At 46.5% G+C, this 26,168-nt stretch carries 13 protein-coding genes and 4 pseudogenes; 13 read left to right on the top strand and 4 right to left on the bottom strand.

The features are described from left to right. Window positions 1-17 precede the first annotated feature (17 nt). Window positions 18-347 carry a hypothetical protein gene (locus tag ACVKSX_RS14500; RefSeq protein ID WP_163762540.1) on the top strand — a complete coding sequence of 110 codons (330 nt, stop codon included), beginning with the start codon at window positions 18-20 and terminating at the stop codon, window positions 345-347. A gap of 172 nt (window positions 348-519) precedes the next feature. Here the strand turns inward: ACVKSX_RS14500 and ACVKSX_RS14495 are convergent, their stop codons facing one another. Continuing rightward, window positions 520-1,500 (bottom strand): DUF6685 family protein, encoded by a 981-nt coding sequence (locus ACVKSX_RS14495; RefSeq protein WP_163762539.1) that lies wholly within the window; start codon window positions 1,498-1,500, stop codon window positions 520-522. Between the two features lie 239 nt (window positions 1,501-1,739). Beyond that, complete coding sequence (locus tag ACVKSX_RS14490) at window positions 1,740-4,226, bottom strand: autotransporter outer membrane beta-barrel domain-containing protein (RefSeq protein ID WP_307378441.1); 2,487 nt, start codon at window positions 4,224-4,226, stop codon at window positions 1,740-1,742. 388 nt (window positions 4,227-4,614) lie between these two features. Here ACVKSX_RS14490 and ACVKSX_RS14485 point away from each other — a divergent pair. From ACVKSX_RS14485 to ACVKSX_RS14460, 6 genes and pseudogenes are all read left to right on the top strand, one after another. Further along, window positions 4,615-4,990 (top strand): annotated as a pseudogene (locus ACVKSX_RS14485) (transposase); the annotation flags it as partial. A gap of 854 nt (window positions 4,991-5,844) precedes the next feature. Then, window positions 5,845-6,465, top strand: coding sequence for a helix-turn-helix domain-containing protein (locus ACVKSX_RS14480; RefSeq protein ID WP_163796328.1), 621 nt, complete (start codon window positions 5,845-5,847; stop codon window positions 6,463-6,465). Window positions 6,466-6,909: 444 nt separating this feature from the next. Beyond that, a complete protein-coding gene (locus ACVKSX_RS14475) occupies window positions 6,910-7,161 on the top strand; it encodes a type II toxin-antitoxin system TacA family antitoxin (protein ID WP_307378610.1) in 252 nt (83 codons plus the stop codon). A 342-nt stretch (window positions 7,162-7,503) separates the two neighbouring features. After that, the gene (locus tag ACVKSX_RS14470; RefSeq protein WP_457170972.1) at window positions 7,504-10,452 is read left to right on the top strand and encodes an RHS repeat-associated core domain-containing protein; all 2,949 of its coding nucleotides are present in this window, start codon (window positions 7,504-7,506) and stop codon (window positions 10,450-10,452) included. A 249-nt stretch (window positions 10,453-10,701) separates the two neighbouring features. After that, window positions 10,702-10,911: pseudogene (locus ACVKSX_RS14465) on the top strand (recombinase family protein); the annotation flags it as partial. A gap of 591 nt (window positions 10,912-11,502) precedes the next feature. Next, window positions 11,503-11,726: pseudogene (locus ACVKSX_RS14460) on the top strand (Tn3 family transposase); the annotation flags it as partial. Window positions 11,727-11,856: 130 nt separating this feature from the next. On the opposite strand, the gene ACVKSX_RS14455 reads toward ACVKSX_RS14460, so the two are convergent. Together ACVKSX_RS14455 and ACVKSX_RS14450 are read right to left on the bottom strand one after the other, a co-directional pair. After that, a complete protein-coding gene (locus tag ACVKSX_RS14455) occupies window positions 11,857-14,661 on the bottom strand; it encodes an RHS repeat protein (protein ID WP_354439165.1) in 2,805 nt (934 codons plus the stop codon). Between the two features lie 548 nt (window positions 14,662-15,209). Next, window positions 15,210-15,569, bottom strand: a pseudogene (locus ACVKSX_RS14450) (Tn3 family transposase); the annotation flags it as partial. Between the two features lie 1,451 nt (window positions 15,570-17,020). Between ACVKSX_RS14450 and ACVKSX_RS14445 the strand changes: the two are divergent. From ACVKSX_RS14445 to ACVKSX_RS14420, 6 genes are all read left to right on the top strand, one after another. Next, entirely contained in the window at window positions 17,021-17,476 is a 456-nt protein-coding gene (locus ACVKSX_RS14445; RefSeq protein WP_163762668.1) for a tail fiber domain-containing protein, read from the top strand. Window positions 17,477-19,123: 1,647 nt separating this feature from the next. Next, on the top strand, window positions 19,124-20,515 hold the full coding sequence (gene wecA, locus ACVKSX_RS14440) for a UDP-N-acetylglucosamine--undecaprenyl-phosphate N-acetylglucosaminephosphotransferase (protein WP_163762667.1): 1,392 nt from the start codon (window positions 19,124-19,126) through the stop codon (window positions 20,513-20,515). A gap of 101 nt (window positions 20,516-20,616) precedes the next feature. Beyond that, the gene (locus ACVKSX_RS14435; protein ID WP_163762666.1) at window positions 20,617-21,747 is read left to right on the top strand and encodes a polysaccharide export protein; all 1,131 of its coding nucleotides are present in this window, start codon (window positions 20,617-20,619) and stop codon (window positions 21,745-21,747) included. A 2-nt stretch (window positions 21,748-21,749) separates the two neighbouring features. Beyond that, complete coding sequence (locus tag ACVKSX_RS14430) at window positions 21,750-22,196, top strand: arsenate reductase/protein-tyrosine-phosphatase family protein (protein WP_163762665.1); 447 nt, start codon at window positions 21,750-21,752, stop codon at window positions 22,194-22,196. A 255-nt stretch (window positions 22,197-22,451) separates the two neighbouring features. After that, the gene (locus ACVKSX_RS14425; RefSeq protein ID WP_163762664.1) at window positions 22,452-24,584 is read left to right on the top strand and encodes a polysaccharide biosynthesis tyrosine autokinase; all 2,133 of its coding nucleotides are present in this window, start codon (window positions 22,452-22,454) and stop codon (window positions 24,582-24,584) included. Between the two features lie 276 nt (window positions 24,585-24,860). After that, entirely contained in the window at window positions 24,861-26,096 is a 1,236-nt protein-coding gene (locus ACVKSX_RS14420) for an oligosaccharide flippase family protein (protein ID WP_307378448.1), read from the top strand. Window positions 26,097-26,168 lie beyond the last annotated feature (72 nt).

Genomic DNA, 26,168 nt, shown 5'->3' with positions numbered 1-26,168 from the left:
GTCAGATCCATAAAAAGTTGGCCAGCCTGACTACAGATCATCAATTGCTTGAGAAGCAGAGCGCCGATCTCCTCCAAGAAGTGAAAGACAAAACCAGCCTTATTGACTCAGCTGATTTGAGGATTAAAGAACTTGAGAGTATTCAAAATGAGCTTATCGCGTCTGGCCTTGCTAAAGATAAAAGGCTTGAAGAAAAAGATGAACGATATGAAAACACCCTGGAATTATTGCATGAAAGCAGGAAAACATGCTCAGAATTGGATGGGGCTTTAGCTGCGGAGCGCAACGCAAGCCGCTCTGCATTTGATAAAAATAAGAGCATTACAGATCAGCTGAAAGAAGCTTAAGCACAGATAGGTAAGCTCCTGACGGCAGTGGGTAAAAATAAGGCTTAAAAAGAACAAGCGTTCCTACGTGAATTCTGACAAAAAGGGAAGGGGGGTAATTCCCTGAATTTTCACGTAGCGCTGCCTAAAAATGAACATGTCATCATTGAGAATAAAATTTCCATGAACGAAATTATTGGTTCAAACTACCTGCTGATTTTCCCAATGCATCAAGAATAAGGCCAAAATCCGCAAACCCACTTATATCCAATACCTGAGCTACTGCTAAAGCTTTAGGATCGTATTTACTTAGCCAGATGACGGTAAGCTGCTCGTCTCTTTCCTGGGCATTGTGCAAATTTCTTGGTAATTCGCATTGGCCGAAAGCACACTGAAACGCAGCCATCGACTCATAGAATTTTCCAAAGACCTTATGTTTGGGCAACAGGTACATCGACCATCGGTTTCTCAGCTGAAAAAGGCAGTCACTATCTACAGAATACCTGTTCAGCTTGCCAGACAGAGTTACGCGGCAACCAAGACGAATAGCCTGATAGCGGGCAGCGGCAAAATGGTGTGATCCGCCTGCGTTATGCCAGTGAATTCGTCGCTTAGCCCACTCGAAATCTGAAAATCGCATATCATCAAGCCTGATTTCTCCATGAGACATGTTCTTTTGAAGATGTTCTATTGATATCGGCTCAACAAAATCCCGACAACGTAGCAACGGAAAGTCATCAATGCTTTCTATGTCATGGGTCATAGACTTAGAAGCAGATATCCCAAACACATCATCAATGTTCAGTCTGTAGTTTTCAAAAGTTTTCTTTTTGATCAAACTATCCAGTTCTGGAATGCGTAAGAAATCCTTTTCAAGTCTGTTACGCTGACCATTAGGGCAACGATAGTCAATTCCGTTTTCAGCGCTGCCAGAGAAGCGTAATCGTTCACCTTTCCAATCTTCCCACCGCACCACAGATCGTGTCCACAGGGTGTCCTGTGCAGGTTGTAAAGGGACAGGATATAGAGAGCCATCCCCGATGTAACGTAAAAGCGTTTGAGGGCGCATCAATTTGTGGCAAATGTCTTCGTATAAATACAGAGCTATTTTTTTCCAGATGGAATGACCAGGCATAAACAAGTCGTCATCGATTTTGCTGTTACGAATTTTCATAGTTCCCACTGTATCCAGCTCAGGTAGGTATAAATGTCAAATTATCCATTAATTAGGATGAACACGGTTTCAATAAGTCCTTCCCAGGTTGAGAATGTAACATTCTTAATGCTGAACCAGTTAGATTAGCGTCATTATAAAAAAATAAGCCTAGCAGGTTACCAGGCATTATTTTAATGCTACTGATTAAAAACCTATACAGATTTTTCCGTTAATTTTGCAATTTGGTTACTGCATGATCAGAAGCTTATCCGGACGCCAGCACTCCCGCCAAAAGGCGTTTCGTTATGCTCACCTTTACTGTATGTTGCTTCGATCCATATACGTGACAATGGCGTTACCGATATGCTGACACCAGCCCCGGCCCGACCACTTATTCCAGTGTAGTCATTTTCAAAATTAAAATCGTTATTAATTTTCACACTATCGCTCTTCGCCATTTCCTGCAAAATTGCAATATTTGCATATGGTGTTACGTTAGCTCCCGCAATATGCAAATCAACCGCCGTTCTTATACCTGCCTCACCTCGCAGTGAACGGCCGTTGCCCAATTCAGCGTTCATACCGTTATCAAGACTAATGTGCTTATCTTGATTCTGAAAGCTGCTAAGCCCGAGGTAAGGTGTCAGACTCGCATTTTCGGTGGGATAAAAGTGATAACCTGCTTCCAGCATTCCCCCCCAGCCGCTGGAATCCCATGAGCCGGAAACGGCTGAACCATCACTCATCTCGGCTGAAAGGTCGTTGCTGAACCGGTTTACTTTTAATATTCCGCTTGCATACCAGCCTGAGGCAGTATTAAAAACTGCGTACAGGCCGGTTCCCCATGCATCCACGTTGCTTTTACCACCACGAGCATGCTTCACATCACCTCCGGATTGGCTGAGAAAAATACCCGTTATGAGGTTTCCAAAGGACGTGTACGTCGCCGTATCTACTCCGAGCAAAAGTCCATTCTGATGCAAACGATATTCGGAGCCCCATGCACCATTGAAGCGTGAGGCATTATTGATGAAAGTTCCCCATGCTCCGCCAGCAAAGTTGTTTTCGCTCGTTCGATTCCTGAGTATATCCATTTCTCCATAAAACATATTTTTCTGTACAGATGCCATGCTCAGCACGGCATCTGTTGATGCTGAGGTCGAAAGGCCGGGTGATGGGTTGATGGAGACAATATCGTCAACAGGCTTATCAGGGGTAGGGGTAACAGGGGTAGGGGTAACAGGGGTAGGTGTAACAGGAACAATACGTCCATCAGGGTCAACAAATGCGGTGCCAGCCTGCACCAGTCCCCATTCATTTCCATGTTTAACCAATTCATATTGCCAGGTTCCGATATCTACTTTGCCGTTGGTCAGACTGAAGTTGGCGTCACCACTACCAGCATGAACCAAGTCCGTGATAACTGCAGATTTTTCAGGTTCAGCACCGGTATTAGCTACGTGCAATAGATAGCTTCCAATTGCACTGCCGGTAACGTTGAGGAAATCTCTTTTCTGGCCTGCCACATCAGTCTGCATGTAAAATTCGCCATTACCACTCAATTCTCCGAGCGTTAGCGTACGGAACTCAGATGATCGCGATACACCGAAATTTACGGAGCCGGCATTCATCACCATGGCACCAACGTTACTGTTCTGCGTCATCTCCCAGGTTGACCCTGTTGAAACTGTCATGCTATTCAGGTTTAGCACTCTTCCCCGAAGATAACTGCTGTTATTGAGGGACATTTCAGCGCTGCTTGTATCATCGACGATAATATCACCTTCAATACGACTAGCATCACTGCGAAGTTTGGCTTCGCTGCCATATTGAACATTCATGGCGGTGCCATTACTGGCATTTAGAAGGCTATTATTGGACATCAGGATGTCAGCCTTGCCTGCATTTTCGGAACCAAAACTTGCAAAACCCACGTTTATTCCAGGTCCCGTCGTTGAGCTGACAGATGAGTGGTCGACGATTAATGAAGTAAAATTATTAGTTGCAGCAGCTTTGTCGAATTGTACGCCGACAGAACCTTCAACAGTGCTTCCTATCAGTTTTGCAGCGCTTTCATCTGTCATGTAGAGCGCTGCTATGCTGGATGTATCTGACGCGATGTGGCTATTCGTCAAGATAACATTATTAACGGCTGAGCTTAAACTGATGCTGTTAATCGACGAGTCGCTCGCCTGAATCGTACCGCCTGAAGCCTCTATCACGCCGAGAACAGAAGAGCGCTTCAATACTAAATTAGAGTTAGTGTCAATTACATAAATACTGGAAGTTACGGTTGCATCATCAAGCTCTGCTGAACCGTTATCATACAACTCAATAAAACCGTTTATTAACGACCCTTCGGTTAAATGAACTCTACCCGATGTAGGATCTGTGAAGGAACCGACGGAAAGGTTGCCTGTTCTAGCTTCAGATCCAGATAGTAGTGCGCCGCCGTGCACGCGATAGTAATCCTCGGTAGTGCTTGATGAAATGTCGGTATCTGTGACGATCTCGACTGTGCTGGCATTAGCATTTATCGCAGCAGAGAGTGCTAAACTAATGCACGCCACTTTCCATTTGAAGTCAGAAACTCGAGAATAAAACGAATGATTAGATTTCACGATACTTCTCCCCAATATTTCAGGCATATACAATCGATTTAAAATAGCTGTGTTAATTTTTACCCAAAAGGGCGCCATAGCTGGTTGAATATGAATACGCAGCCAGCTAATTTCTCCCGCCACTTTTCGATAAAAGCTTAGTCACGCTCATCCAGATTGAATTACCTAGCGTGCTAATTTTATAGTTATGCCCTGCGAAGAGCATGGTTTCCGCCTAAAGTGAGGTCAAAAAACAATCAATCACCGCATATGGTTTTATAATTAAGTATTCTCCTGTTAATAATGTCAACAGTTAATGATTTTAGCCCTTTCGAAAATACTTAGACCATGGTATCAAAAAAGAGTGATAGCAAAATTTTTTTCTTCTATGAGTCTACACAGTAACAATACCATTTTCTGAGACCGACATTACATTAATGGCAACTGCAGAAATATCTTCCTGACCTGCTCCCCGTTGATTAATACATCATAATGTCAGTAGTATCTTCATCAGTAACGTGAGGGCTTCCCTATGAAGCAGCGTTATTCTGACGAACAAATCATCAGTATTCTCCTAGAGGCCGGGGTTTCTGCTCGTGAAATCTGCCGCAAGCATGCTATTTCAGACGCCACTTTCTACACTTGGCGCAAGAAGTTTGGTGGCATGGACGTTATCTGAGGTAAGCGGCTTAAGTCGATTGAAGAGAATAACGCCCGCCTCAAGAAGCTGCTTGCCGAAGCCATGCTGGATAAGGAGGCGCTTCAGGTGGCTCTGCGTCGAAAGTACTGACGACAGATCAGAAGCGGGAAGCCGTAGTGTTGATGTGTGATGCGATCGGTCTGTTGCAACGTCGTGTCTGCAGGCTTACAGGTTTATCCTGTCTGCCTGCCGTTATGACGCTCAGCGTGCTGAAGGTTGTATCTGATTCTGGAGCAGGTCATTCCAGCCAGTATAAGCAGGCTGTACAATGTGCTGACTCTGGGACTGATTGTATTTTCAGTAAAATGATGTAGCCCGGAGGGTATCAGGGATATTGTTTTAATTGAGGTAGAAGTGTCGTGAGTTTAGTTTAGGAGGTGATGCCTTAAATCAATGACTAAACATAAAAACCATCTAATTTAACATAATCTATGTTATACGCACTACGGTCCCAGTGCAAAGCGTTATTGTTGTGTTTCAGCAAATGTAAAATGTCATACTTCGGTCAGCCTGTCCTTATTCATACAGCAAGGAGTATCACTATTATGTTGGTCACCATAAGCCAGAAAGAACTCGACCGCATATCTGTTTTACAGCAACTATATGATAAACATCTGACGCTGTCGCGCGTAGCTAAACTTATGGACCTCGGCATCCATCAGGTGCAACGACTTCTCAGCCGCTATTAGAATGACGGTACTGGCGGACTGTCATCCCGAAAACTTGGCAAGCCCGCAAACAATCGTGCCCCTGATGAGTTGCGATTTAAAATACTGACGCTGCTTCCTGAAAAGTACAGCTATTTCGGCCCTGCGTTAACCACCGAGGGGCATTTCTAACTTCATAGCATCAGAATTTCCATTGGGACGCTGCGCAGCAGGATGATCGCTGATGGTCTCTGGGATCCGCACTCGCGACGTAAGTCACGGATCTATCAGACTCGTTAGTATCCAGAGGATTTGCACCGTTCTTCAGACATAATGTCTGAAGAACGCGATAATATCTTTGCCTGGCAGGACCAGCATAAAACTCCCGGAATCGCTGACATTTCAGTATGCTAAAATGATATATATAATTGAACCGATTGATGAAAACATCTGTATCGCTGGTGAAAAATCCACGGTCAACGAGTATCCGGACAGCAGAATCGCCTTCCGGTATGCGCACAGGCTACGACGCTATCAGGTCTTTGACCGTCTCGCCTGCGTGGATCAGGACGCGATCGTTGATAACAAGCGACTGGGTGCGGTGCTAAGGCTGGCGCTGGAAAAGCAGGACGGACTGGAAGCAGAAGTCCAGCGTTCACGGAGTAAAAAAATGCCGCGCAGGCGGGTTCTGAAACGCGCACTTAAGGAGCCGAAAGCCACGAACTGGAGCTGGTCAGCCCTTAAGACTTTATTCCCTACTGAAGCGATGAGGTCTTTCCCCTGCCCGCTTTGGCTGGCGGCAATAAAAGGTGGATACACGAGTGAAGATAAATCTTTAAGACTTCTGCGTGGCCAGCTTCGGGCAGACGTCATTGAAGCGCATCTGGCGAGGGATATCTCGCTCGATGAAGCTGCCGAATCGATGGAACTGAACCACCGGCAATGCCGTCGCCTGGTTGAGCTGTATCGCGAAGGCGGCCCGGAAGAACTGATTAACAAGCGTCATGGCGGTTATTCAATGCCGGCTTCGGGCTGAGCATCTCAAAGCAAACCGTCTGGAAGCTGATGATTACCAAAAATACATGAGCAGCATTTATCCGGGCGCTAAAATAATCTTCACGAACCTGCTGGTGAACTTTATGGACGTAAAGTCCTGTACAAAATAAAGCTGAAGTAATGTATTTATCGTCTGGCCTATACCGTTACAGATGACGTTGTTACGGTATTTTTTATTGGCGTCGGTCAGCGTGAAAAAGACAACATATATTAATCCGATGAATATCGGGAAAAAAAGTCCTGACGTGGCGCTGACCGGCCACCGGCACAGACAGGGAAGCTTCGTGCCTTTGACTGCCTGACGTGTAGCGTTTAGTTATACGTCAGCGTATACTTTACACACAATCGCTACACAGAGATAATCATGAGCGCACAAATCAAAGAAGCCCCGATCAACATTCGCGCAAAGCCCTTATAACGCGAGCTGATTGATATGGCCGCCAGCCTGTTATCCAAATCACGCACGGATTTCATGCTTGAAGTCGCTTGCCGCGAAGCAGAGAACGTTTTGCTGGACCAGCGCCTCTTCATTCTGGATGCAGAACGCTACGACGCATTTGCTGAAGCCCTCAATGCGCCGGTAACGTCAGAGCAGCATGAGAGATACGGTGAAGCGCTCTTTGAACGTGGCGATTCACGCAGGCGCGAAAGCCATCCAGGTTCACGCACTGAGTAACGCAGTGAGATACTTTTATATTAAATGGGGCTTCGCACCTTCGCCGGTCGCAACGCATACCCTTTTTCATCCGCTCGATGTCAAATAACAGTAATGCCATAGCGGATGGACCGGTACGATTACCGCACCTGCGTGTAATCACATCCCTCCCCTGCCCGCACTTTATCAGCCCCCTAAAGATTGAGCCCTATCAAAGCCCCCAGAAACGATGGCTTCTCCACTAGTTTCCTATGATCTGTTTGCTCATTTCACGAATAGTAGCCATCCAAGTGAAACCATCCTGATTGCTGTATGATTTTCTTTGCAGCCTGACTGGCTGCATAATAAAAAAAGGAGAATACAATGAACACATCGTTGTTCAGCAACACCCCTGCTGTCACGGTTCCCGACAACCGCGGCCTGACCGTACGCAACATCGCCTACCATGGCCACCCGGATACACCCGACGTCATCAGTGAGCTCATCACCCGTAATCAGTACGACGCCCGCCGCTTTCTGACGCAGAGCGCCGACCCGCGCCTGCACGACGCCGGACTGGCGAACTTCACGTACCTGACTGGCCTGTCCGCAAGCATCCTGCGCACGCAGGGAGCCGATAGCGGGACCACCGTGGCACTGAATGATGCCGCCGGACGGCCGTTTATCGCGGTCAGCAATATCCGCACCCCCGACAGTGGCAAAGACGACCGGAGTCAGGCGGTCACCCTCACCCGGCACTATGAGGACGCAGACCTGCCCGGTCGTCCGGTCAGCGTGACGCAGCAGGTGACAGGCGAGGCTGCCCGCATCACGGCACGCTTCGTGTACGCCGGCAATACGGACGCAGAGAAGGCCCTGAACCTGGCGGGAGCCTGCGTCAGCCATTACGACTCGGCGGGCATGGTGCAGACCGGCAGCGCTGCCCTGACCGGCATGCCGCTCTCCGTCACCCGCCGCCTGCTGAAGGATGCGGACAATCCTGACGTTATGACTGACTGGCAGGGTGCGCATGCGCCGGCCTGGAACGACCAGCTGGGCGGTGAGGCATACACCACCCGGACCGCCGCCGACGCCACCGGGGCGGTGCTGACCACCACCGACGCCCGGGGCAACCTGCAGCGCGTGGCGTACGACGTGGCAGGCCTGCTGTCGGGCAGCTGGCTGACCGCGAAGGGCGGCAGGGAGCAGGTTATCGTCGCCTCCCTGACGTACTCGGCTGCCGGGCAGAAGCTGCGCGAGGCGCACGGCAACGGCGTGGTGACCTGGTACGCGTATGACGCGCGGACGCAGCGCCTCTCCGGCATTAAAACGGCACGCCCCGCCGGCCACGCCGCCGGTGCGAAGGGGCTGCAGGACCTGCGCTATGCGTACGACCCGGTGGGCAACGTGCTGAACATGACTGACGACGCCGAAGGGACCCGCTTCTGGCGCAACCAGAAAGTGGTGCCGGAGAATACGTACGCCTACGACAGCCTGTACCGGCTGGTCCGCGCCACCGGGCGCGAGATGGCCGGTGCCGGCCTGCAGGGCAGCAGCTTAACGTCCGCTACCGTTCCCCTCCCCACAGACGGCTCCGCGTATACCAGCTATACCCGCCACTACACCTATGATGAAGCCGGCAACCTGACGCAAATCCGTCACCGCGCCCCCGCCACGAGCAGCGGTTACACGACAAACATCACCGTCTCAGACAAAAGCAACCGGGGCGTGCTGAGTACGCTCACCGAAAGCGCCGCGGACGTGGACGCGCTGTTCACCGCGGGCGGACAGCAGACCCGGCTGCAGCCGGGTCAGAGCCTGGTCTGGACGCCGCGTAACGAGCTGCTGAAGGTCACGCCGGTGGTGCGTGACGGTGTAACGGAAGACCGGGAGAGCTACCGGTATGACGGCAACAGCCAGCGGCTTCTGAAGGTGAGCGTGCAGAAAACCGGCAGCAGCACGCAGGTGCAGCGGGCGCTGTACCTGCCGGGGCTGGAGCTGCGCACGACTGAAGCAGGCAGCACGGAAACGGAAAGCCTGCAGGTGATAACCGTGGGTGAGGCGGGCCGGGCGCAGGTGCGGGCGCTGCACTGGGAGAGCGGCAAACCGCCTGACATCAGCAACGGTCAGGTGCGCTACAGTTACGATAACCTCACCGGCAGCAGCGGGCTGGAGCTGGACGGTGACGGGAACGTCATCAGCATGGAGGAGTACTACCCGTACGGCGGCACGGCGGTGTGGACGGCGCGCAGTGCGGTGGAGGCGGATTACAAAACGGTGCGCTACTCGGGTAAGGAGCGTGACGCGACGGGGCTGTACTACTACGGGTACCGGTACTACCAGCCGTGGGCGGGCCGGTGGCTGAGCTCCGACCCGGCAGGTACCGTGGACGGGCTGAACCTGTTCAGGATGGTGCGGAATAATCCTATAATATTCAGGGATGTAGATGGTATGTATCCTGAGATCGCTCATTATATTTGGTTGGGTAATGCTGAGATCCCGGCTAATGCAATAAGCAATATGATACATTTCAAATCAAATAACCCAAGTTATAAGGTAAATCTCTGGAGTGATTCTCCTGACAAACTAAAGAATAATCTAATTGAGAGAGGTTACAGCAAGGAATTATTAAACAAAATAAGTATCCAGACACCGCCAGAACTTCCTCACGTATTGAGTTCAGCTATAGCTCGTGAATCACGGAATACCCCTTATGCAAACTATGCAGCTGCTTCTGACCTCATGAGATTAGCAGTTCTAAAAAAAGCAGGCGGTGGAATTTATATGGATGTCGATGTGATGTTAAAGAGTAGTTTAGGGAAAATAACATCCCAAAGGGTAAGCAGTACTGGGCCATCCGACCTCCTCATCCATTACGAATTATGGCAGAGGAATCCGAGAGTTTCAAATGCAGTAATAGTTGCCAGTGAAAATTCAGCCAGTCTCGACAGAATGATATCGTATGCCACAGCTCCTTATAATGGAAAATTATATGACATGGGGATTGGCCGAGCAGCAGGAAAAGACTGGCTCAGTAAAAAACTCCAGTCATCACCCTATAACCGGGTTTCTGTTGATGATGTTATGTGGAGACTAAAAAGATTTATACCGATGGTTCGTCGTGAAATAACAATGTTTGTCTCTGGTCCCGGTATGATTGATTCCTGGGTTCAGGCATCCGGCCTGAGTGCACGTTTACAACCATCAAAATTTTTAGCTTCGCCTGAAATATTTGGGCAAAGAGCTTCAGGAGCATTAGGGGGGTGGTCAAGAGGAATGAATGGAGATGGAAACTGGGCTAGCTTATCAGGAAAAAGGCGTGCATCATTATGATGGAATTAAAAATTTAATTTTACTATCACATAGTATATTGATGATTAGTTACCTTTAAAAAGGATAAACATTAAAAATAATTAGTGAATGACAATAAGATATTAGCTTGCTGAACTTGATCGGCATTTATGAGTCTACTCAATACCGGCAACCCTGTGAGACAGTTTTTCTGTCTCATTTGGGTTGTTTTTTCCTCATCTGCATGTTGAGTCTTTCTCATTTGAAGCCTAAAGAGACACTTTTAGCAACATGGCATTTTATGACTATGCACGCGTTTCACCAAGTGACCAGGATCTCTCCTGCAGACGCGAATTCTCCGCGCTGCCGTGCGTGAAATCATTCATGCAGAAAAAGCCAGCGAAAGCAGCCGGACCGGAAGTAGCGACTTGCAGCTCCTGCGTCTCGTTGATGGTGACACGCCTGGATCGACTGGCCCACAGCATTAATGACCTGCAGGATCGCCTGCCGCCAAAAATTGCTGAACGCACCACTCAGATTGCCGCTGCCGCGCATTTCAGCCACGACGGTCTGCCATGCCCTTCGCTTTGTCCTCATGCCACGCAAAGCTCACCGCCGCTATCATGATCTGCTACGGATACTCTCCTCGTCTGAACTGGAACATTATTGTGAACTGATTGCCGCGCCGAAACTGCGAACTGACACCAAAGGTCAGGTCTGAATTTCCTTTGCAGGACCGTCGGAAAAAGCTGTACCATCGATAATGGACCTGTGATCAAAAGCCATGTATTCCAGAATGTGATGCAGCTCCTGAAGGTTGACTGGTTGACGCATACACCGGCAGGCAAGGATGGCACCCGGACGTCGGTACGGTCCAAAGGTAAAGTAGTTTATCCGCTCTGGACCGTCAAAGAGGCGCATGAAACCCTGTATCAGTTCATAAACCGGAGACAGCGCTGCAGGACAACGTATGGCTATGGAACTATCTTAATCGTTACAATCCACAGCGTTACCGCAGCGAAAAACACTCCTGACAGGAGGACTGGCTGGCAAATACCCCCCCGGGACGCCGTGAGAAATATGTGCAGCCGGGAACTATTTATCAAAGGGAAAGCGTACCAATACCCGGTACTTCAGTCACTGATATCAACAAGCAGCCTGAACCTGAAAGAGATCGAAATTCACTGGCGTGGAGTGCTGCATCTGGTAACCTCAATAAAGCAGGGAGCAGTGACAGCATCCCTGATGTTAAAAAAGTTTTCTAGTTATCCCAAACAAAAGGGCTGACCAAAGCGCTGAGAGAAATTGATCGCATTTAGCGAACTCTCTTCATGCTAGATTGTGCAGCGATTCTGCATCGCGTCGGGGGGACCAAGCAGGTTAGAATAAAGAAATTGATTGACTGCCTGAAGAACAGGCAGTGCAAATTTTACTGACTTGCCACCGTTAATGCGAAAGAACGCTTTTCAACCTTCCACTCAACTTATTGAAATTTGAATGATTCTGGTTAACATGCGATAGTACCCTTTCTTCAATCTCGGTGTTGCTCCTTCCTTCTGAGGAAAGATGCCTGATCAGAGCGAGAGACTGTTCAGAATCATTTTTATCGACATCCATTCTCGAGAGAAAACCCGCAATCAGCAATTCTGGCTTCACATGCGGAGTGGGATCCGAACCGAGAACTAAACCTGCAACTTCAAATATATTATAAGTTCCAATATCCACAATTTCTTCATGTACAGGTGAATTCGAGAATAATTTTATATCGACATTTTCCTGATCTTCCTCTTCAAAAGGGTCGATATATAGTGAAGTTTCGTTGACTATCATCCTATGTTTAATATGTAGAACTCCAGATTTCTCTGCAACAGACTCTATTTTTATCAAACTGTCGGGCAAGCTTATATACTTATTTTCCAAGCCTTTTATTTTTGACTTGTATTTACTTACACTGATGGGTGAGCCATCACGATTTCCAATGTCAATATCAATATCTTTGGGGGCACGCGCTGCTCCGTATAGCCTGGCAACTAGACTTCCACCTAGCTTGGCATCTATTTCAAACTCAAGAAGATAACTGGTCAACGCCATGCCTAGTATTGCTTTACGCTGTACTTCAGGAGACTCACTTTTCATTTTTTCTTCCAACTTACTAAAGTCTTTTCGTGGATTATACTCTGGAGCACACCCATCTTTGTCCAGCATTGGTACGGGGTTATTCCTGCACATTCTGAACAGGTTGAGCCCGTCCACCGTGCCCGCCGGATCTGCACTAAGCCACCTGCCCACCCACGGCAGGTAGTATCGATAGCCGTAATAATACAGTCCCGTCGCATCACGCTCCTTGCCTGAATAACGGATGGTTTTATAATCCACTTCTGTTTGGCTGCGTGCTGTCAGGATGGCTGTCCCGCCATACGGATAGTACTCCTCCATGCTGATAATATTGCCGTCAGCATCCAGCTCCAGCCCACAGTTACCCAACATGCCAACGTAGCTGTAACGTGGCTGGTAGTCAGTGATTTCCCCCGGCCCGCCTGACGTCCAGTGCAGCACGCGTACCAGCGCCCGTCCCGCTTTACCCACCGTAATCACCTGAAGGCTCTCAGTTTCCCTGTTTATGCTGGCCGTGGTTCGCAGCTCCAGTCCCGGCAGGTACAGTACCCGCTGCGTCTTCGTGCCGGCTCCGGTTTTCTGCACGCTGACCTTCAGGATACGCTGGCTGTCACCGTCGTACCGGTAATTCTCCCCGTCATCTGTGCCGCCGTCGCGCACCACCGGCACTACCTTCAGCAGCTCGTTGCGCGGTGTCCAGACAAGACTCTGTCCCGGCTGCAGCTGCCTCTGCTGCCCGCCCGCCGTGAACAGCGCATGCACGTCCGCGGCGTTTTCGGTGAGCGTACTCAGCACGCCCCGGTTGCTTTTATCTGAGACGGTAATTTTTGTCGTGTAACCGCTGCCCGTTGCTGGAGAATGGCGAACCTGCGTCAGATTATCGTCAGTATCGTAGCTATAAACACGGGTGTAGTTTGTATATGCTGAATTGTCGGTGAGAAGGGGAACGGTAGCGGGCGGTAAGCTGCTGCCCTGCAGGCCGGCACCGGCCATCTCGCGCCCGGTGGCGCGGACCAGCTGGTACAGGCTGTCGTAGGCGTACGTGTTCTCCGTCACCACTTTCTGGTTGCGCCAGAAGCGGGTCTCTTCGGCGTCGTTGCGGACGCTGAGCACGTTGCCCACCGGGTCGTACTCATAGCGCAGGTCCTGCAGCACCTTCGCACCGGATGCGTGCCCGGCGGGGCGTGCCGTTTTAATACAGGTCAGGCGCTGCGTCTGCACCTCATACGCGTACGAGGTCACCACGCCGTTGCCGTGCGCCTCGCGCAGCTTCTGCCCGGCGGCCGAGTACGTCAGGGAGGCGACGATAACCTGTTCTTTGCCGCCCTTAACGGTCAGCCAGCTGCCCGACAGCAGGCCCGCCACGTCGTACGCCACGCGCTGCAGGTTGCCCCGTGCGTCGGTGGTGGCCAGCACCGCCCCGGTGGCGTCGGCGATGGTCAGAGTGGCTTGAGATTCACTATCCAGCAGGTCGTTCCAGGCCGGCGCGTCCATTCCATGCCAGTCAGTCATAACGTCAGGATTGTCCGCGTACTTCAGCAGGCGGCGGGTGACGGAGAGCGGCGCGCCGGTAAGGGCAAAACTGCTGGTCTGCATCAGACCGGCCGTGTCGTAATGACTGACGCACTGGCCAGCCAGATTCAGTTTTTTCTCCGCTTCAGTATCGCCTGCGTACACGAAGCGTGCCGTGATACGGGTAGCGCCACCTGTGACCTGTTCCGTGACGCTCAGCGGCCGTCCGGGCAGATAACCCTCCTCATACTGCCAGTTGCGTGTCACCGCCTGACTCAGGTCTTCCGTGTCGTCCTCAGTGGTGAGGATATTACTAACGGTCATAAAAGCCCGGCCGGCGGCGTCGTTAAGCATCACAATAGTTCCGTTGTCTGCGCCTCTGGCGCGCAGGACGCGGCCAGCCGCGTCCGTCACGGAACTGAAGTTGGCCAGCCCTCTTTCATGCAGACGCGAATCGACGCTCTGTGTCAGGAAGCCACGGCCGTCATACCTATGACGGGTGATGCGCTCATCAGTGGCTTCCGGTGAGCCGGGGTGCCGATGATACACGATATCGCGTACGGTCAGGCCGCGGTTGTCATGACCAATGACCGTGGGAGTGCCGCTGAACAGAGATATACTCATGGATTGCTCCTGAAAAAGAAATAATACCGGGCATAATGCATAGACATATGAAACGGTAACCAGGGAGGGGCAGACCTGAGCGTGCGCTGTCAGGTTCACACAAAAGTCTAGCAAAGCTATGCCGGGGCGGCAGGAATCTCAGTTTTTTGGGGTCATGGCCGTGAACCTTAGGCTTCTGCCGCATGAAGAGTCGCCTGGTGCATCCATTTTGAAAATCCTTGTCCACGTTCACCTATTTTGATACTACACGCGACTATCTGGAGCAGCCTTGTCGCTGACATTCTGTCAGCGACAAGGCTGGCATTTTTCGAATTAACAACAAAAATACGGCTGGCGGTGACGGCCAGATGCAATTCGGGCGCATGATGAACGAGATGAACATTATTAGAACCAGCACTAATACCAGCTATGCCCCGGGCTCATGTTGAGCGTGCTCACCAGACGCTTCAGGGCCGGCTGGTCGAAGAGATGAGGCTGTACAAAGTCAGCATGCCAAAGCTGCCGACGCTTTTTCACTGACTTCATGGCAGACAATAATCCAGTTCTGAGTGTCGGGAGCCACGCACACGGCTGATAACTTTGGTGTAAAATAAGCTGTATCGAGCTGAAACATGAGTGTACGCCTGGCTCCTGGCAGTATTTCAGATTGAACTGACCCGAATAACGACCGTGACTGCCCGCCCGAAAATTTTACCCGTCAGACGATAAATTTGTTCAATCGCCCCGGAATGCTGCCAGAGGCCGTTTTTTCTGAGCATTAACCAACTCGGCCAGCGCAACCGAATAGGCTTCATCAATGATGTACCAAATCTGAGTGCCCTCAAGTGCCGATTTTACTATTTCCGGACAGGATTTGACCAATTTTTCAGTCTAAAGTTAATGCCATCAGCCAGGATGGTGGTCAGTAAAAACCCGGCCAGAGTGGCCATGGCTCCCTCTATGACATATACCAGTGAGGCATGGCGGTGAACATAAATTTTCCTGAAAGAAAAAATAAAAAGGCACGGTGTTTGAAAGTGCTATAAAATAAATAATAATTGTATGATGTAACTAAATCACCGCCCTGCACGCTTACCAGAAGCTCATGTTTTTCTTGCACAAAGTACTCTTCTACGAGAACACAGCCGTTAGTTACGAAAGTATTATGCAGGGCAAGTATGAGGTCATTGCACATGCGATGCATAGAGCTGTCTGCATAGTTTGTGAACTATTACCGGCGGAATACAACATTAGCTGGTTTACATAAAGTTACAGCTCAGCTTTTAAGATAAAATAGCTGCTCATGCCATGTGGAAATGAAGTCTCCCCTCAATAGATGTTCCAAATAACAGAACACTCAAACGGAATGAGTAACGCCGTCCATAGCATCGGTCCCCACGATAAAAAACGTAAAATACATAAAACCCGCGGCATAATCATGCCCGCAGCTTGACTACTAAGCTTAAGCTTGATCGTAACGACAAGCTCAGTGACGTCCTAAAATGCTTTGCAGCGCGTTCATCACTGGGCCGCTGAATTAAGTGGTTCACTCACTGTTTATAATACTGAAAGCATGTAATCATTGCGCTGAGGTTACAGATAACGGCAGCGGTTCGAGCATATTTGCGCACTGATGTGTCAGTTGATGGCGCTCAACGTAATAATTTAGTCCTCAGCGTTCTCGCTGTAATAAGAAAAGATGAGCAGCAAATAACGTGAAAGCATAAGTCATATTACCGGTCCGAGAGAGAAGTTATACCCGGTTACAAACTCATCATCTGGAGGGGTTTTAATGCTGAAGCAACTCAAAAGACCCTGAACAAAAGCTTTACAGCTATTACACTTTATCAGGAAACCAGCCGGAATATGTACAACGGTGCGTATTGCCCGCCGGAATGTTGCTATGGACAGTTCCATATGGATATTAATCCCTACACTGGTTATCAGGCCTCTAAAGGAGAGTAATTATTTCAGAAAAAATAGAATAAAAAGTCTATCAACTTGTCGGAAAGGTATAGCAGAATAGTGGCGAAATGACAGATGACTGTTGTCACCAGGATTCGAGATGCAGAAAATCATAAAGTTAAAATTATTAGCTTGCTAATTTTATCTTTGTGAATGCTATGGGTGATCATTTTACGCAGCCTGGTGGCTGCTTAAATCGGTACAAGATTTTTTGCACATAAGCAAACAAGTCGTAAATCCAGAAAAATAAGAGAAAATTTCGCCTATCTCGCTAATTGAATGCAAAAAAGCAATCTATTATCACTTTAAAAGTTAACAGGATGTTGCTAACTTAGCCATTGATGTAACATGAGAAACGTTATTAACTTAGTAATTTTTAAACCTCCCTATGAACCTGAAAACTAAGGATAATATTATGTCCAAAAAAGCAGTTACCTATGCAATAATGGCCTTCACCGCAACTGTTACTACCGGTTTTATTACCAATTCAGCATTAGCAACAACGACTACGGAAGCTGAAATGTGCGGCAATTATGAGTGCACTCAAATCCCTTCTCTTGGAGAGACGTGTTGTCCATTTAGTGATGAGAAATTGAAAGACAACATAATGCCATTACGTAATCAACTGAAAGAATTATTAAAACTGAAAGGCGTAAGTTATACATGGAAGGATAACGGCGCGAAAGATATTGGCTTGATTGCGCAAGACGTGGAAAAAGTTTATCCAGAACTGGTAATTGAAAAAAACGGTTTAAAGCAGGTTGATTATCAAAAACTGATAGGGCCGATTGTAGAAGCTTTACGTGAACAGCAGAAAGAAATCTCAACACTGCGCGAGGAGTTAAAGGTATTTCGTAAAGAGCAAAAGTAGCGGAGCGTTATTAATATAATTGGGCAGGTGCTGTATTCACAGCGAATCTTGTCAGAAGGCGCTGCCGGATGATGACATTATGCTCCGGCAGCGCATAAAAAACTTGCTGGGAAATGAATTTCTTTAGCTAAAGATATTTTATTTTGATGCTATAAATTCGATTCCCCGATTAGCCAGGATAGAGGTCAGTAACAACTCAGTCAGAGTGGCCATGGCTTCCTCTATGACATATATCAGTGAGGCATGGCGGCGAACATAAATTTTCCTGAAAGAAAAGATAAAAAGGCACGGTGTCTGGATGCGCTAAACAATCAATTATCATTAGTGATGTAACTGAGAAAATGATTGCGTATTTCCTTTACGCCACCAGCCTGACCTTTTAAAGCGTGTTGATATTCATGACATTGCTAAGGAAAGAGTGAGACCCCAACGCTAAGCTGATTGACCAATACTGTGACCACATTAATCTCCACTTAGGCAAGTGTCTCCCGCAGCAGGCGCAGTTCATTCAGCAAATCGTGGTTTACTATGAACTGCAACGATTTCATCCTGCACTTCAGATTCAGATTGAGCGCGCTAAAGTCATAGCAGCTGTACTCCTGGGAGGTTTACTTAATCAGATATCCCCCACTCCGAAATCCGGTGCCGCCTCGAGAAAATTGTGCGGCCATATGAAATTACACTGCCGAACATTCGCGCAATAATCAGACAAGATTGCGTTTCGTCAGGCGGGGGCATATCGTGCTCCAGGCTATTGCGGAGAGCGAGTACATCAAGTCGCCGAATGATACGAGGTTTTACTGGCTGGCGCTCCGCGAAAGAATGCGCGATCTTTTACTTTAAGAAGGCTGTCTGATAGCTGTAAACAGGAAGCTCTGCGGATTCACCCTATGTGTAACCCTTCACCACCTGAACTGTCATTACTTCAAGAATTGTTCACTGGCTGGAATGGCTTAGTGCTCCTTATAGAGGTAGAACGGCTGCTGATATGTGCAGACGGTATCCGGAGCCAGATAGATGAAGTCCATGTCTTTGTGAAAGACACTTATCAACGCACTTAATGAACGATACAGTTTTAAGCAAGATGACGGTGAAAGCCTGCTTCCGGATTATCTCAAATCAGCCTTTTTGCAATATACTCATAGCCGCTAACGCCACCTACTGAGGTGAACAGGCTTCCACTGATGACCAGCATCGTGATTTTTGCGTCGAAAATGGAAAACAGTGCTAAGACCACCGTCATCTTGCACGTGCCTGCACCCGTACGCCCCTTTTACCTTCGGCCACTCTTAAGTTACGCGTTTCACATTCACTCATCTTGAATCGTTTAAGCCTTAGCTTTACAAAAATCCGCCAGTTTAGTTTTTTTATTTTGACTTAAACCGTCAGCTAAATAAAAATTGATCGGCATTATGTTCAATATCGAACATCCCCATTAGAGAAGATTAAAAAAGAAGAATTGCGCACAGAAATTACACCAATTATAAAACTGAGTGAATTACTGGTAATTAATCCTTTCCTTTGCAGCATTTAATGGCAACTTATCATGTTTTAAAACTTCCGATCAGGAAAATATACTATGCCAATTCGTTTATTCACCGGACACTCTCGTTTCGGAGTCAATGAAACGTTGGAGTTTCAATTTAAATGATTCATTTGAATGGCACAGGGCATGATCCCTGTTCGCCATGGGCGGTAGCGTGGGGCAAAGATTACAAAAGCCACCATGAGCGGATCTATCATCATGCAATAACAAAATTTATAGCTCATGAACAACGCCTGCTCTTGCGGGCATTTATGATGGCTTATTGTGTTTTAAAAAAACACAGTCTGGAAAATATACTATGCAGGTTAATTTCATCGCCAGATACTCTCGCGTCGGAATCAATGAAATGTGGGAATTTTAAGTTAAATGATCTATTTGAATGGCACAGGGCATGCCCCCTGTTCACCATGGGCGGTAGCGTGGAGAAAAAAGTCACAGGAGCAGCCATGTGTGATGCTATCAGCATATTTTTTATAGCAATGACGGCCTTAATCATCGCTTACCCTTTGGCCAGAAAATACAGCTTAGTGGATAAACCCGGGGGCCGAAAACAGCACAGCGGTAACATTCCTTTAGTTGGCGGCATCTCATTGTATTGCGGTATCGTAATATTCCATTTCCTGCAACCTGATATCGCTCCTTTTACCAACTCAAATCTGACTGCATATATAGCCGCTATATCTATATTGCTTGCAGTAGGTATTGCAGATGATTATTACGATCTTCCGGTCATGACGAGGATCCTGGCTCAGGCCTCAGCAGTTATTGTTATCATCTTAGATGATGTGTACCTCAATACCTTCGGGTTCGTCCTGGGTGAGTATGAACTTTCGCTCGGCCCGGCCGGGTATCTGATAACGCTTCTGGCCGGATGGGCGGCAATAAACGCCTTCAATATGATAGATGGGATAGACGGTCTTCTGGGCTCGGTTTCTGCCGTAATATTTGCAGCGCTGATGGTCAAATTCATGTCTGCTGGCGCAAAGCAGCCCGCGATGTGGTGTCTCCTGATGATCGTGGCCCTGCTCCCTTACCTAGTGAGCAATTTTGGCCTGGCGGGCGCAAAGGTCTTTATGGGGGATGCCGGAAGTATGGTTATCGGCTTTACCATGCTCTGGCTGATCCTGAATGCGAGCCAGGGCAACCAGGCTGTCATGGCACCGGTGACGGCACTCTGGATTCTCGCCCTGCCGCTGATGGATATGGTCAACGTTATGATCCGCCGCCTGCGCCGCCGTCAAAGCCCGTTCCATGCAGACCGCGATCATCTGCACCATATTTTATTACGCTGCGGTTTGACGAGTCGCCAGACTTTATTGGTGATGGTTCTGCTCACAGCCACGCTGGCTGGAATGGGATTGACACTGGAAAAGTTTGCTGCAACAGAAAGTGTGTCCATAGCTCTGTATCTTGCCGTTTTCGGTATTTACGTATTGATGAATAATGCTTTGCAGCAGCGGCACCCCGACCCGAGAGCCCTTGCAGTCCGATAATCACTCCGGCCACTAAAGCCCGTAGCCATTAGCCCTCATGCTTTTTCAGTGAAAGCGCGCCAGCAGGGCTTTCACCTTCTTTTATAAATAGAGTTTTCACTATGATGACCGTTAAGTCCGGGGCCCTCGCCCTCTCTGCTGTTCTGCTCTGCGGATGCACCCTCTCGCCCGGCAGTAACCTGTCGACGTCAGGTAAAACCATTATTAATGCGAGTGACGCCAGCGCAGATATCAGTGACAAAGTGAACGTCTACAGCATCACACCAAAATTGATTGAATCACTAAAGCCCTCGCCAGTAGCCGCTCGCACAAACACTGACCTGGCCGACGAGATCCGCCGCTACGAATATCGTATTGGCGTCGGCGACGTCCTGATGGTCACCGTATGGGACCACCCTGAGCTCACCACGCCTGCCGGGCAATATCGCAGCGCCTCTGACACCGGTAACTGGGTAAAGTCCGACGGTACTATCTTTTATCCGTACGCCGGCAAGATTAAAGTCGCGGGCCGGACGCTGGCCCAGGTCCGCGACGAATTAAGCCGAAAACTGGCAACCTTTATTGAGTCGCCACAGGTAGACGTCAACGTTGCCGCCTTCCGTTCGCAAAAGGCTTACATCACAGGTGAGGTTACCCGCTCCGGTCAGCAAGCTATCACTAATATTCCGCTCACCATCATGGATGCCATTAACCAGGCGGGTGGTCTGGCAGAAGATGCCGACTGGAAAAATGCGGTGCTGACTCACAACGGTAAAGATGAGCAAATCTCGCTTCAGGCGCTGATGAAAAATGGCGATCTGCAGCAAAACCGTCTGCTTTATAACGGCGACATCCTTTTTGTCCCCCGCAACGACAACCTGAAAGTGTTCGTGATGGGCGAAGTGAAAAAGCAAACCACCCTGAAGATGGACCGCAGCGGCATGACGCTGACAGAGGCGCTGGGCAATGCCGAAGGTATCGACCAGATGAGCGCCGACGCAACCGGCATTTTTGTCATTCGCTCGACCGGCGGAAAAGATACCGGCGGCAAGCTGGCCAGCGTTTATCAGCTCAATATTTCTGACGCCACCGCGCTGGTGATGGGCACGGAATTCAAACTTCAGCCTTATGATGTGGTCTATGTCACAACTGCGCCGGTTACCCGCTGGAACCGCGTGCTGAGCCAGCTGGTCCCTGCCATTTCCAGTATCAATGATGTGACCAATACAGCCCGAATGATTAAGCAGTGGTAATTATGTTTGACTCAATTTTAGTTGTTTGCATTGGCAATATCTGTCGCTCACCCACCGGGGAGCGGTTATTACGCAGGGCCTTTCCGGATAAGAAAATTGATTCCGCCGGAATATGTGCGCTGATTGGTAAAGAAGCAGATGCCACCGCAGCGGAAGTCGCGGCATCACATGGCATATCGCTTGAAGGACACCGCGGGCAGAAGTTCACCTCTGAACTCGCCCGGCAGTACGACCTAATTCTGGTGATGGAAACATCCCACCTTGAGCAGATCAAAAGAGGCTATCCGGAAGTGACCGGGAAAGCGATGCTCTTTGGCCACTGGCAGGATCAGCTTGAAATTGCCGATCCCTATAAAAAAAGCCGTGAAATGTTTGAACTGGTTTATAAACAGCTGGCTCAGAATGCATTGCACTGGAAATTGGTGCTCAACAGAAATTCGCCTGTATGACAAAAATCTTGTAACGCATGAAGGCTATGACAATTTACAGTTGATTCTCTTTGAGAGATTTGTAATAGCTATATCTTACGTTTTCGAGGAGGAATTTATCTTCGAAAACCTCTGCTGGTAAACATTTTTCCTTCAAGGTTAAGGTGCTTACCGATGAAAGATATAATGCATTTTTTAAATCATGCAAGTAATCCTTGCATGAAATGGATGAGTGTAAAGTAGAGATTTAATGAAATGCCTGAACATAAGTCGGATATGAATAAGAATAATAGATTGATCGGTAATCAAATTGATTTTAATGATATACTGGGTGTGTTAAAGGATAATAAATGGAAGATTTTATGTATCACAATTATTTTTACTTTCGTTAGTATATTTTTCGCTATTGTTGCTACACCTGTTTACCGTTCCTCCGCTTTAATACAAGTAGAGCAAAGCGCAGGCGGGAGTGTATTAAGTAAATTATCTGAAATAATACCAGACAGTAAACCGGAATCAAAAACTGAAATCGGATTACTTAAATCACGCATGGTACTTGGACAAACGGTAGATGATTTAGGTCTGGATACGGTAGTATACGAAAAACACTTTCCACTTATTGGTAAAGGAATTTCACGTGTACTAGGTAAAGATGATGGAGAAATCGCAGTTTCACACCTTGAAGTTCCTGAATATATGCAGGATTTGCCATTATCTTTAAAGGTTGTTTCGCCGGAAAGTTACATTCTTTCAGTCAATGATGAAAAATCACACGGTAAAGTGGGAGAGATTTTAACTCATAATGGGGTTAGTACGCTTGTTAGCAATATTAATGCCTCAGTCGGAACAAAATTTACAATAATCAAGCTTGACCGGTTGACTGCTATAAATAAAGTTTCAGAGAATTTCTCAGTTAGTGAACTAAGCAAAGATAGCGGTATGCTACAATTGCTCTATAGAGATGAAGATGCAAAGCGAGCCACCACAATATTAAATAGCATAAGCAATAATTATCTACAGCAAGATATTAATAGGAAATCTGAAGAAGCAGCCAAAAGTCTGGATTTTTTAAAAAAACAATTACCCGCTATTCGCGGAAAATTGGATGAATCCGAAAGTCGTTTAAATCTCTTCCGACAAAAAAATGAGTCTGTCGATTTATCATTAGAAGCAAAGGCTGTTCTAGATGCCATGGTATCTTTAGAAAAACAGATAAATGAGCTTATTTTCAAGGAAGCTGAAATTTCCAAGCTTTATACCCGTGATCATCCAGCGTATAGAACCTTAGTTGAAAAAAAAGAACTTTTGCTGAAAGAAAAAGAGAAATTAAATCTGCGGATCAGCAATATGCCAAAAACTCAGCAAGAGATTTTAAGTCTTACCCGTGATGTTCAATCCGGGCAAGAAATTTATATGCTTTTATTAAACAAACAGGAAGAGTTAAATATTAATAAAGCAAGCACAGTAGGTAATGTTAGGATTATTGATGCTGCTATAACGGATAAAAAGCCAGTGGCACCGAGGAAAGTATTAATTGTTATGTCAGGAACGATTCTAGGCTTATTAGTTTCGATTATGATAAATGTTTTGTGCCGAATTTTTCACAATGGAATCGAAAGTAGCGAACAAATTGAAAGTTTAGGGCTTAACGTGTACGCAACTATTCCAAACTCAAAATGGCTAAAAGGAAAAAACTCACAGTTAGCTAAAGAAAAAAGTAAAGCGGTGCGATCAATAAATTTACTTGCTAAAGATAACCCTGCAGACTTATCAGTAGAAGCAATACGTAGCTTGAGAACAAGTTTGCATTTTGCAATGTTACAAGCTAAAAATAATATATTACTTATATCTGGCGCAACACCAGAAGCAGGTAAAACTTTTGTAAGCTGTAACTTGGCTGTTGTCATAGCTCAGTCCAATAAAAAAGTATTACTAATTGACGCTGACTTACGAAAGGGCCAAGTTCATAACGTCATTGGTTGCAATGAAAAAAACGGTCTTTCAGATATATTGATTAGGGAAATAATTTTTGATTATGCAATTCAAAAGACTGGAATTAATAAATTGGATTTTATCTCCCGTGGTCAAATCCCTCCAAATCCATCTGAATTGCTTATGAGCGAAAACTACGAAAAACTCATGAGATGGGCCTCTGCAAACTATGATTTTGTAATTATTGATACGCCTCCGATATTAGCTGTGAGCGATGCCTGTATTGCTGCGAAGTATGCAGGTACAGTTATGCTTGTAGCACGTTTTCAGAAAAACACCTTAAAAGAAATGGAAGTTTCGGCGAAACGATTTTCTCAAAATGAAATTTCAATTGGAGGTGTGATTTTTAATGGCGTTGAAAAAAGAAGTGTAAATAGCTATGAGTATGGAGCATATAGTTATTATCAAGAAGTATAAAAAACATGACATCAACTTTCCTCTTATGATTAATGGACACTGATAAAACATACTCTTATTGTATAGGGTGTGTTGATCGTCTATGGTTTAACTATAGAGTTATCTTTTATTAATAAGACAATTTATTACTTTGGTGCTTAATTTTAAAAGAGGATAAAATGCGTTTTCTTGGAGAATGGGTTAGCTGCATAGCACTGCCTATAAACTTAACCATGATTAAGGCAATTAGGCTGAATTAAATTGAGCACCTCATTTATAAAAAAAATAAAGTTGATTTTGAAAAGCAAAGTATTATCAAACACCTTTTCGGTTAGTTTGGTTAAGTTTTTTGATATGTTCATCCCACTATTATTAATACCTTTTTTAACGGATAAATTAGGTATTAATATGTATGGCGTATTCGCTACTTGCTTAGTGACATTGAACTTTTTAATAAATTTTGCTGACTTTGGGATTAATGTAAATGCGTCAAGAAAAATAGCTATCCATCAAAATGAAGATATTGCCCTTAAGATTTTGAATGTTAGTTTACATGCTAAGATTCTGCTGCTGATACCCGCACTTTTAGCTTTTAATATAATATCTTATACTTACGGAAAAACATATTTATATTCAAGTTCTTTATTGTCTCTGATTCTGGTTTGTGAGGCGTTAACACCTTTTTGCTACTTCCAAGGATTACAAAAACTAAAAACTTATGCTGTGGTATGCCTCATATGGCGATGGATATCTGCTTCTTTGATATTGCTGTTAGTTAATTCAGGTGAAGATATTTTAATCTATTGTTTGTTGCATAGCTTGTCATATCTTGGGATAGCAATTAATCTGTATGCTTTAATGCCAAAAAAATTAAACTTCCTCTCTAAGGTTGAATTATCATCTATAAAAGAAGTCTTGCGTGAAGGTTGGAATATTTATGCATCTACTTTCATAATTGGTTTGTACATTCCGGCTATTACAAACTTTGTCGCGGTGACAAATGGAGCTAGTGCAGTCGCAATTTTTAACGTTACGCAAAGGATATTTTCTTCGGCATATCGATTTTTCGAGCCCATAAACACTGCAATCTTCCCCTATTTAAGTAGGTTATATACTAAAGATGAAGTTGATTTTTTTAGCAAAAGTAAGAGGTTTTTTTCATTCTTCCTTTATGGATCTCTGGGATTATATTTGTTGCTATTTTTGCTAAGGGAAAAAGTAGTGCATCTTTTCATAGGTGGCGGAGATAACAATGAAAATACATTATTAGTATACTCGATATGCGGGTTATCATTAATTGCTAATGTTATGAATCTGTATATAACACATGTTCTGATAATTATCGGGAAAGCAAGGTTGCTTTTCCGGATTTTTCTATTAGGATTAATATCTTTATTGTTAGGGCTTTTGATAACATACGAAATGGAGCTAAATATATTATATACAGCAGTGGTCGTAAACATACCTGTGTATTTATCTTTTCTGCTGGGTTGCTGGATTTTTGTTACTAAAACTCAACGAGATTTTCAATAACATAAAGCTAGCATAAGTGCTTTACTTAAGATTTTATAAAAAGCATTTAACTAATTATAAATAATCTATACG

This window comes from Pantoea sp. PvP021 (assembly GCF_054056055.1).
This window is presented reverse-complemented; position numbering and strand designations above follow the sequence as displayed.